Origin of the sequence: Mesorhizobium intechi (assembly GCF_002879535.1) — a bacterium.
Classification (GTDB): Bacteria; Pseudomonadota; Alphaproteobacteria; order Rhizobiales; family Rhizobiaceae; genus Mesorhizobium; species Mesorhizobium intechi.
The window spans coordinates 1-10,447 of record NZ_PNOT02000163.1; the positions used below are offsets into that span (position 1 = coordinate 1).

The window sequence follows — 10,447 nt, forward strand, 5'->3', positions numbered from 1 at the left end:
CCGCGCTGTCGATGCCGCACGGCGTGAGGATGCGCAGGATCATATTGCCGCAAGCGCTGGCGATCATGCTTCCGCCTTGGGGTAATCTCCTGATCGAGCTTCTCAAGGGAACCGCCCTGGTGTCCCTCATCTCGGTCGCCGATCTCATGTTCCAGACACGCCAGATCAACGCCGCGACCTATCTGTCGGCGCAGGCGTTTGGAACAGCTTTGATTATCTACTACATCCTTGCCAGGTTCCTCATAACCCCGATGATGCGCTGGGCGGAACGCTTGGTTGCCCGGAGGCTTGGAAGGGCATGACGTTCAACTGGCGCTGGGACTTTACGTGGGAGATCCTGCCACAGTTGTTGTGGGCTACCCTCAACACGTTGATTGCGGCCGGGGTCGGGTATGCAATTGCTCTGGTCGGTGGCCTGCTGCTCGCTCTTGCACAACGCACAAAGTGGCCCGCACTGACATTTGTCGTCAGGGAGCTGATTGAATTCATCCGGTCCACGCCCTTGGTCCTGCAGATTTTCTTTGTTTTCTACGTCGGACCCCAGTTCGGGATTTTCCTGTCGCCCTGGGTATCCGGCATCTTTGCGATCGGTCTGCACTATTCGGCCTATCTCTCGGAGGTTTACCGCGCAGGCCTCAATTCCGTGGCTCCCGGGCAATGGGAAGTGTGCCGTGCGCTGAACATGTCCCCCCGCGTCACCTATGTACGCATCATCATCCCGCAGGCGCTTGCGCCTGCGGTGCCAGGCCTCGGCAACTACCTGGTGGGCATCCTCAAGGACACGCCCATGCTGTCGGTAATTGGTGTCATGGAGCTAATGCACACGGCCAACGCGTTAGGGTCCGAGAACTACAGGTATCTGGAACCTTTTACATTGGTTGGCCTGATTTTCCTCTTGATCTCGCTTCCGACGGCCGGACTCGTCAGGATGTTCGAACGACGGCTGCGGCTGAGACTAGGACTGTAACATGAGCAATACCGACTATCCCCTTGAACTGCCGGAGCATGACCGCCCCATGGTCCGGTTCATGAACGTCAGCAAGAGCTACGGAAGGCTCAACGTCATCAGCCACCTCGATTTTGACGTGGCCGAAGGCGAGATGGTTACCATTATAGGACCCTCGGGGTCCGGGAAGACCACGGTGTTGCGAGCCCTTATGACACTCGAAACTATCAATGGCGGCGTGATATACGTTGACGGCAAGCCATTGACACACATGCCCCGCGATGGGGTCCTTGTGCCGGCAGACGAGCGATACCAGCGGAAGATTCGCTCCTCGATCGGGATGTGTTTCCAGCACTTCAACCTGTTTCCGCATATGACCGCGATCCAAAACTGCATGGAAGGCCCAGTCCAGGTACTGGGGCTTTCGAGGAAAGAGGCGCTTGAGCGATCCGAAGAGCTCCTGAAAATGGTGGGTATGATCGACAAGCGTGACCAGCATCCTTCCCGTCTATCAGGAGGACAACAACAGCGCGTCGCCATAGCCCGCGCGTTGGCGATGCGGCCCAAGGTGATGCTTTTCGACGAAGTCACTTCCGCCCTCGACCCCGAAGTCATCGGCGAGGTGACACATGTCATTCGAAAGCTAGTCGCCGAGCACAATCTAACCATGATCATGGTCACGCATCAGATGGGCTTTGCTCGCGACATCTCTGACCGCGTGTGCTTCTTTTATGGTGGCTCGATAGAGGAGCAGGCGCCCCCGCAAATATTGTTCACCAGCCCACAGCGCGACCGCACCAAGCAGTTCCTCTCTGCCGTCAAGGAAGCGGTTTGAAAGATCCGCATTGAGCCTTCGTCCCCGATTGCATGGCCTTGACCCGCTGAGGGACTACGGTCATGGAGCGTTCATTCCCGTCCCGACCGGTCAGCGAAGTTTTGACCTAGAGGCTTTGATGGATCGAGGCGCAGTTCCTCTCGTTGCCCGAAGGCGATGGCCAGTCAGTCTGGCAACTGGCGCTTTGCGCGACATCCGTCGCGAAAGGACCGCTGCTGTCCAACTCCGCCCGTTTTATTGCTGGGCAAAGATTGGTCTCATGAAGGCCAGCATGCCTCCACTTCAGAGCTTGCTACGGCGCAGACGCCTTAGGGGTCTGACGTTCTAATACTACAGTTGCGGATCAATTGATTCTGTGATTCTCTTCGGCAGGTTAAGCAGGAGGGAGCCATGTCTGTCGCTTCGTGGTCGGGGTCGTTGTTGGCTTGGGAGCAGGAGCTCACGGCGCTGAAGGCGCGGGTTGGACGGGTGCTTCCTCGTCGTGAGCTGCGAGAGACGGGCGCGGATTTCCTTGACGGCCTTCTTTCGGGCATTGAGCGCAAGACGGGCTGGCTGATGGCTGAGCAGTCCGGAGCGGGGCGGCCCTATCGGATGCAGTCGCTGTTGGGACGCAGCCAGTGGGACGCCGATCGACTCCGAGACGAGGTTCGCGATTATGTCGTGGAGGCGTTGGGCGACGAGGATGGCGTCCTGATCGTCGACGAGACCGGATTTGTGAAGAAGGGCGATCGCTCCGCCGGTGTCGCGCGTCAGTACTCGGGAACGGCGGGGCGGATCGAGAACAGCCAGATCGGTGTGTTCTTGGCTTACGCGAGCCGCTACGGCCAGGCGCTGATTGATCGCCGGCTTTACCTGCCAGAGAGTTGGACAAAGGATCGGGCGCGATGTGCCAAGGCCTCGATCCCGGAGACGGTCGAGTTTGCGACCAAGCCAAAGATGGCGCGCGCCATGGTCGAGGCAGCGCTCAATGCCGGCGTCCCGTGCGCTTACGTTCTGGGCGACACTGTCTACGGAGCCGACAGTAGCCTTCGTCGGATGCTGGAAGCTCGCGAGCAGCCCTATGTCCTGGCGGTTCGAGGCGCTCACTTCATGCGCCGTGGAGGGGATCATCGGTTTGAGGGAACCTCGCCCGAGGAACTGGCCAGCGAACTCGCGCCCGAGGACTGGGTCTGTCATGCGGCAGGGGAAGGCGCCAAAGGGCCCCGGCTCTACGACTGGGCGCGCATCCGCCGCCCTTGGACGTCGAAAGGCGGCTTCGAGCATTGGCTTCTGGTCCGCCGCAAGCGTTCGACATCCGCAGAAAAGGCCTACTATCTGGTCTTCGCCCCGCCCGGTTCCTCCTTGGCCGAATTGGCGGCAGTGGCCGGCCTGCGCTGGGCGGTCGAGGAGTGCTTTGAGCGAGCCAAGGATGATCTCGGACTTGACCATTGCGAGGCCCGGTCCTGGCACGGATGGCATCGCCACATGAGCCTGTGCATGGCCGCTCTGGCGTTCCTCTCCAAACTATCGGCTGATCTTCGCCGCAGCGCATGGAGCAAACCGAACGAAACGAGTCCAAAGGAGCCAATCGCCGCCTGATCCGGATGGCTGCGCTGGTGCCAAGCGTCCCCGAGATCCGCTATCTCCTCGCCCGGATCCTCATCTACCCGCCAACACAAAAGCCCTTCATTATCGCCTGGTCGCTATGGCGACGACGACATCAGGCTGCCGCCACCGTCTCCCACTACAAACGGCGCGCGTATCCGCAACTGTAGTACTAAGTGCATCTGATAGCGAGACCATCTTGTCGTAAGATGAATCCGATCGGCAAACTGAATTTGACATAGAACCTCAGAGCGGTGAAACGTACCGGGGTTCAGTTCTTGCCTAGGTTCGCATTATCAAGATTAACCAGGACTGAAGCTTGAATGACAGCACCCCTCTCCAAGAGCCTGCGCGAGCGCATCGTACTTGCGATTGAAGCTGGCGAGAGCTGCCGGTCGGTTGCGGCTCGTTTTGGGATTGCAGTTTCTTCCGCCGTTAAATGGTCGCAGCGCTACCGAATGAGCGGTTCTATCGAGCCTCGCAAGATGCGTGGCCACCGAAAGCGAGTTCTGGAACCTCACCGGGATTTCATTCAGGAGCGAATCGACAAGGCCCCGCATTTGACACTACATCAGTTGAAAGCCGAGCTTGAGGCACATGGTGTGAAGGTCTCACATGACACCGTTTGGCAATTCCTGCGGCGTGAGGGGCTAAGCTTCCAAAGGTGGACAAGCTCCGTGCCAATTTTGCGTGGCGACGCCAAAGCCGAGCCCGAGCAGACCCTGCATACTTGATTGGATTATGCCGGGACCTGATGCAGAGTCATTCTTCTCGATGATGGGTAAGCTTGATAACGCTTTCAGGCTCTCTCATGTCTTATGCCTGTATCGCTCGACGGAACACCGCTGTCGTCGTGGCGCTCCCATGAAGAACCCGGCCCATAGCGCATCCCCGGATTCGGAGGACAGGCCGCATCAAAACCTGGATCAAACGTCTAGCGTCGGTTGCCAGACCCTGGGCGTCGCCCTTCCCAAGTCGATCGAGCCCGCCGCTACGTCGGTCGCGCGCGCGGGGCGCGCCGCAAGAAGCTGAACGTACGCTAAAGGCCCGGCACCGGCAGCCGCGACGGCTTCGACGGCAATACCGAAGCGGGCCTCTGCCTCATGCCGCTGAACCGGCTTCTTCGAACACTGATTAAGGCCGGCTCATCGCTCTCTTTGCTCGACGGTTGCCGAATTGCGATGGAGTTGGCGGTCGATCGGCGTCCCAGCGGGGGATCCATCATTGCCGATCAATGTTTGACATGAATCTCTCGCGGGAAGCTGGTCAGAGTCTCGCAGCCGTCAGCAGTTACGAGGATGGTTTCGCTCACTTCGATCCCCCAGCCGTCCATCCACATGCCGAGGATCGAATGTAGGACATTGCCCGGCTTCAGGATCGTCTTGTCTCCCTGGCGCAGGCTGATCGTGTGCTCGCCCCAATCTGGCGGATAGGCCGCGCCGATCGAATAGCCAATGCGGGATTCCTTCTTCAGGCCGTAACGCTGGATGACCTTGCGCCAGCTCGCCTCGATGTCCTCCGCCAAGACGCCAGGCCTGATCGACGCAAGCACGGCCTCCATGCCTTCGAGCACGGCCTTGCCGGTGTCGCCGACCTTGGCTGGCATGGCGCCCAGCTGAAGGGTCCGCGCCAGACCGGCGGCATAGCGACGAACGACGCCGGCCAGCTCGAGCGCGACGGTTTCGTTGTGGCCAAAGCGACGATCGCTCCACATGATGTGCGGCGCCGATGCATTTTCGCCCCCCAGTATTGTCGGTGGTAGGGCGGTGATGTCGCCGGCGAAATCCGGCGACCCAGCTACCTGAGCGGCTTGGATTTTGGCGATGGCGTCGCACTCGCGAACGCCTGGCGCTATCACCTCATAGGCCGCGGTGACCGCCGCCTCGGCAAGACGCGAGGCTTTGCGTAGGTAGCCGATCTCGGCTTCCGATTTGACGCTGCGGATCCAGTTCACCAGAAGGTCGGCGTCGTGGAACACTGCGTTTGGCAGGCCCGCTGTCAGGCGCGCATGCGCCTTTGGGGAATAGTAGTAGGCTTCAAACTCGATGCCGATATTGCCGCGCCCCCAGCCCTTCCTGTCGATCCAGGCGGCAATCCAGTCCATCGGATGACGGTCGGTGCGCTGGACATGATCTTCGGGAAAGCCGACGACGTTCTCCCGCTTCATCCAAGCCGTCAGCAACCCGCCGGCGGCATCCATGGCGCGACCGATCCAGACCGGCTCCTCGTCGGCGTGCGGGACCAGGACCATCTGCGGCGTGTAAAACGACCAGCCGTCATACCCGGTGATGTAATGCTGGTTGGCGACGTCGTTGACGATGAGAAGATCGAGGCTGCGGCGCGCCATTTCCGCGCGGATAGCGGAAAGCCTGCTGCGGTATTCGTCGGGGTGGAATGGCAATGGTATCATGTTGAGAAAATCCTCTTCTATCGCACCCAGGTCGACCCAGAGCGAGCCCGGTTTTCGAACCTGACAATCGACACGAGCTCATCGACGTGAGCCCATCACCAACACCAGCGCCATAACCGATCTTCACAGAAAACGCTCTGCTAGTGGCAGTTTGGCACTCGTTCGTAACTTAGCCTCCGGTCGATTTTTCTGATTCTATTTTCTTCCGGCGCGCTCGACCGCGTTTTTTTTCGTTGGTGAACTGGCAGTCGTGATTGATGCGGCGCGCACCCGTAGGCGTCGCGGTACGCTTTTGAGAAGTGCGATGCGGAGATAAAGCCGCAAGCCATCGCTATCTCGACGACCGGCAGTCGGGAACTGATGAGCAGCAGATGCGCCCGTTCCAGGCGAAGATCCAAATAATAACGGCTTGGAGAACATCCCAGTTCACTCCTAAACAGCCGCTCGATTTGACGTCGGGAAAGGCCGGCTGATCCCACAAGTTCGTCCAATAGCAATGGCTCCGTAAGGTTTGCCTCCATCTCCTCGACTATCTTGATGACCGCCCGATGGTTTAGTTGCACTCGTGAGTGGAGTGGCAAACGTTGGCGGTCACCCGCTGAACGGGTCCTGCACGCGATAGCTTTTTCACAAATACGATTGACGACTATCGTGCCATGGTGATGGTCAACCAAATCTAAAAACATGTCGAAGGGAGCATCCCCCCCGGCGCAGGTGTACAGGTCTCCATCCCGCTCAAAGGCAGTTTGAGCGGCGGACACATCCGGAAAGCGCTCAGAGAATATAGGAAACTGTTCCCAGTGAACCGCGCAACGCCGCCCTTGTGCAACCCCAGCTCGAGCAAGCACTATCGTGCCGCTACATATGCCTACCAGGCAACTGCGGTGGTTTCTGCACTCGCGTAACCAGGCTTCAAGCTGTTTGTGCGAGTCAGGAGCATTATGGGCGCCGACGACGACGACGGCGGGTGTTGAGATTGATCGACGAAATCTTTCACGTTCGAACGACAACGACGATCCGGCCCATACCAACAACCCGCAACTTGAGGCCACGGGCTCCCCGTCGTCCGAAACGATCTGCCAGCTATACACTTCACGCCCCAACACTTCGTTGGCGAGCCTCAGCGCTTCTACTGCCGACGAGAACGCCTGCAGCGAAAAGGCCGGTAGAAGGTAAAAGCAAAAATTTCGGCAGGTCGACTGTGAGTCTAGCATCCCGGGAGTTCCTTCTCTGCTAGCCTGATCTCTCGTTGCGGCCATGCCAAAATAGGGCGACCGGCTTCGTTCATTGGATTGGCGCTGCCACCGCAGTCGGGGCCGATGGTTCTCCCGCTAACTATCCATTGATCTGCACTAGCGTCGTCACTGGTGACCACCAAGTATGCTATGCCTGCCTCGGGCAGACAGCTCTGGCATTGCAGGCTCGGGTCGCCCGCCTCAAATGCTAAGACCCTCTCTCGCTAGCTCATCCATAACGAAGCGCACTGCACTTCCTGCGATACCAACGATCTCTTCCACTTCAGCCTTTGTTGCCACCAAAGGAGGAGCGAAGCCCAGAATGTCACCATGCGGCATAGCGCGGACGATCAGGCCACGGTCGCGTGCTGCCTTCGAGATGCGTGCACCGACCTTCAACGACGGGTCGAAACGCTTCTTGTTGTCGCGATCGGCGACAAATTCGATTGCGCCCATAAGACCGACGCCGCGCACTTCGCCGACGATCGGCAACTGCGCGAACTTTTCCTGCAGCTGTGCCTGGAAGAACGCGCCGACGTCACGTGCATTGCCGGGGAGGTCTTCTTTCTCGACAATGTCGAGGACAGCGTTGGCCGCGGCGGCGCCGATGGGATGACCAGAATAGGTGTACCCGTGCGAGAATGCGCCGACCTTGTCAGCCCCATCCTCCAGGACTTTATACACCTTCTCACCGACGATTGCCGCTGAAAGCGGGAAGTAGGCCGACGTCAAACCTTTAGCGACCGTGATGAGGTCTGGTTCGATGCCATAGTGCTGCGAGCCGAACATGGAACCGGTGCGGCCGAACCCTGTGATGACTTCATCGGCAATGAGCAGCACGTCGTGCTTCTTGAGCACGGCCTGAATTGCTTGCCAGTAGCCTTCCGGCGGAGGCGTGATGCCGCCGGTGCCAAGCACCGGCTCGCCGATGAAGCCGCCCACATTTTCTGGCCCCAGCCGCTCGATCAGCTGATCAAGTTCCTCGCCGCGCCGCGCTGAAAATTCGCGTTCGGACTCGCCTGGGGTGGCGCCCCAGTAGTGATGCGGAACACCGGTGTGAACAATCTGCGGAAGTGGCAGGTCCATGTGGTCATGATAGAAGCTCATGCCCGTCATCGAGCCCGACACGACGCTGCAGCCGTGATAGCCGCGTTCACGCGAGATGATCTTCTTCTTAGTCGGCTTGCCGCGGAGATTATTATAATACCAGACGAGCTTGGCCTGCGTCTCGTTGGCGTCCGAGCCGGACATGCCGTAGAACACCTTGCTCATTTTGCCCGGCGCCATCTTCACGAGGCGATCGGAAAGGATTGCGAGCTCATCCGTCGTGTGGGCGGCGTAGGAATGATAGTAGGCCAGACGGAAAGCCTGGCGGGAAATCGCTTCGGCGACTTCGGTGCGGCCGTACCCGACGTTGACGCAATAAAGGCCGGCGAATCCGTCGATCAGCTGGTTGCCATGTGCATCTTGAATGCGGATGCCTTTGCCCGTCTCAATGATGGTCGGATCACCGAGCTTGCCGGCGGCAAAATCCTTGAGCTGTGTGAAAGGATGCAGGACAGAATTTCTATCCTTCTCGCTGATGTCCTTGATGTTGATACTCATGCGTCTGTCCCTTCAGTTTGCCGTATTACCGATGCACACGTATTTGGCTTCCAGATATTCGGCGAGACCATGCCTTGAGCCCTCGCGGCCGAGCCCGGATTGTTTCCATCCGCCAAAGGGTATGGGAGCGCCGGTGAATTTCGGGGTGTTTACGGCGACCATGCCGTACTCCAACTGATCGGTTAGCCGCATGGCGCGGCTGAGATCTTTTGTGTAAACGTAAGCCGCAAGGCCCATTTCTGAGTTGTTGGCTCGCGCAAGCACTTCCGTCTCCTCATCGAACGGAAGGATTGCCGCCACCGGCCCAAAGGTCTCTTCCTTCGCGACCAGCATGTCGTCCGTGACATCGGCGAGAACAGTCGGGGTAACGAAATTGCCCCCGAGAGGGCTATCCTGTCCGCCAATAACGATGCGAGCCCCGGAACAAACAGCTTCGGACACCTGCCGTCTGCACTTTTCGGCGACGGATGGTCTGGTCATTGGGCCAATATCGACACCGGGTTCGAATCCGTGCCCGACTTTCAGTTTACCGGTGGCCTTCGCGAATTCTTCCACGAAGCGCTCATAGTTTCCTCGCTGAACATAGATCCTATTGGCTGCCAGGCAGTCCTGGCCGGATGTGGCAAATTTGGCTGCTATGCATCCAGCTACGGCTGTCTCCAAGGGGGCATCATCGAAAATGATAAAAGGAGCATTGCCGCCGAGCTCAAGTGAAGCCTTCTTCACGGTTTTTGCCGACTGCTCGAGCAGGATCCGACCGACCTCGGTCGAGCCCGTGAAGGAGAATGCCCGCACATCGCTATGATCCAATAGCCGTTTTGCGAGTGGGGCAGCCTCTCCCGTGATCACCTGAAAGACCCCGGCGGGAACTCCTGCCTCCTCGGCAAGGCGGGCAAGCGCCAGAGCGGACAAGGGCGTTTCCGGGGCTGGCTTGACTATCATCGTGCAGCCCGCAGCCAAGGCGGCTCCTGCTTTTCTGGTGATCATCGCCGACGGAAAGTTCCAAGGCGTGATAGCGACCGTCACTCCGACCGGCTGCATCTGCACGGAGAGCCGGCTGCCCGCAAGATGGCTCGGGATGGTCTCGCCATATGCTCGCTCACCCTCTGCCGCAAACCAGTCGAGAAAGCTGGCGGCATATAAAATCTCACCGTGCGCCTCGGTCAATGGTTTGCCTTGTTCAGCGGTCATGATGGTGGAAAGGTCTTCCGCATTCTCGCGCATACCCGCGGCCCATCTGCGCAGACATGCGCCCCGTTCCCAAGGAAGAACATTGCGCCATTGTTCAAACGCGGTTCTTGCGAAGCTGACCGCGTTATCTACATCAGACACCTCACAGGCAGCTACCTGAGCCAAGTCCTGGCCAGTAGCCGGGTCAACCACCAAGATCGTTTCAGCCTTGGAGAGCCAAGCTCCATTCACATAGGCGCACTTTTGGAGGAGGTCCTGCCGTTTGAGCTCCTTTAACGCGGCAGTTGCGGTACCTTTCATCACTAACCTCACGATCGACAGTTCATTTCCGGCAAATTAGCCGCGCAACTGCGGCGGTTGGCAGCGCGATCGAGGGCCACCAAGACGATCTCCTGCGAATAAGGGCATGCGACTGAGTTTTTTCGCCGTTTGATCGCTGTTGTCTTATGGGCAAGGTTCAGCAAGCAAAGATGACATTGTCACCTGTGGCCATCCACAATCACACTCAGCCCTCGAGAGGCGGCCAACGGTAAGTTGCAGTTGGCCACGTTAAGCGGACTTCTTGCGGGGCTGTCACTTCGACTTCGAAGTATACCGCACGATTGCAGTGGGCTTCGAAAGGCGGGGAAGTGTGATTGCAA

Annotated in this window: 8 protein-coding genes and 1 pseudogene; 5 read left to right on the forward strand and 4 right to left on the reverse strand. The window is 58.8% G+C overall.

Going from position 1 to position 10,447, the window contains the following annotated elements:
* From C1D09_RS13615 to C1D09_RS13635, 5 genes and pseudogenes are all read left to right on the forward strand, one after another.
* On the forward strand, positions 1 to 302 hold a 302-nt coding region (locus C1D09_RS13615; RefSeq protein ID WP_342780230.1), incomplete at its 5' end, for an ABC transporter permease subunit.
* Positions 299 to 967: an ectoine/hydroxyectoine ABC transporter permease subunit EhuD gene (ehuD, locus tag C1D09_RS13620; RefSeq protein WP_126057679.1), complete on the forward strand. Its 669-nt coding sequence runs from the start codon at positions 299 to 301 to the stop codon at positions 965 to 967. The genes C1D09_RS13615 and ehuD, both read left to right, overlap by 4 nt.
* 1 nt (position 968) lies before the next feature.
* Positions 969 to 1,781, forward strand: a complete 813-nt coding sequence (gene ehuA, locus C1D09_RS13625) for an ectoine/hydroxyectoine ABC transporter ATP-binding protein EhuA (RefSeq protein WP_143974811.1) — start codon at positions 969 to 971, stop codon at positions 1,779 to 1,781.
* A 390-nt stretch (positions 1,782 to 2,171) separates the two neighbouring features.
* Entirely contained in the window at positions 2,172 to 3,359 is a 1,188-nt protein-coding gene (locus tag C1D09_RS13630; RefSeq protein WP_143974812.1) for an IS701 family transposase, read from the forward strand.
* A gap of 329 nt (positions 3,360 to 3,688) precedes the next feature.
* Positions 3,689 to 4,030: pseudogene (locus C1D09_RS13635) on the forward strand (helix-turn-helix domain-containing protein); the annotation flags it as partial.
* Positions 4,031 to 4,596: 566 nt separating this feature from the next.
* Here the strand turns inward: C1D09_RS13635 and C1D09_RS13640 are convergent.
* The 4 genes from C1D09_RS13640 to C1D09_RS13655 form a co-directional block, all read right to left on the reverse strand.
* On the reverse strand, positions 4,597 to 5,775 hold the full coding sequence (locus C1D09_RS13640) for a M24 family metallopeptidase (RefSeq protein WP_143974813.1): 1,179 nt from the start codon (positions 5,773 to 5,775) through the stop codon (positions 4,597 to 4,599).
* 140 nt (positions 5,776 to 5,915) lie between these two features.
* The gene (locus C1D09_RS13645) at positions 5,916 to 6,989 is read right to left on the reverse strand and encodes a GlxA family transcriptional regulator (protein ID WP_143974814.1); all 1,074 of its coding nucleotides are present in this window, start codon (positions 6,987 to 6,989) and stop codon (positions 5,916 to 5,918) included.
* A gap of 222 nt (positions 6,990 to 7,211) precedes the next feature.
* Entirely contained in the window at positions 7,212 to 8,615 is a 1,404-nt protein-coding gene (locus tag C1D09_RS13650) for an aspartate aminotransferase family protein (protein WP_143974815.1), read from the reverse strand.
* A gap of 12 nt (positions 8,616 to 8,627) precedes the next feature.
* Positions 8,628 to 10,106: an NAD-dependent succinate-semialdehyde dehydrogenase gene (locus C1D09_RS13655; protein ID WP_143974816.1), complete on the reverse strand. Its 1,479-nt coding sequence runs from the start codon at positions 10,104 to 10,106 to the stop codon at positions 8,628 to 8,630.
* Positions 10,107 to 10,447: the final 341 nt, after the last annotated feature.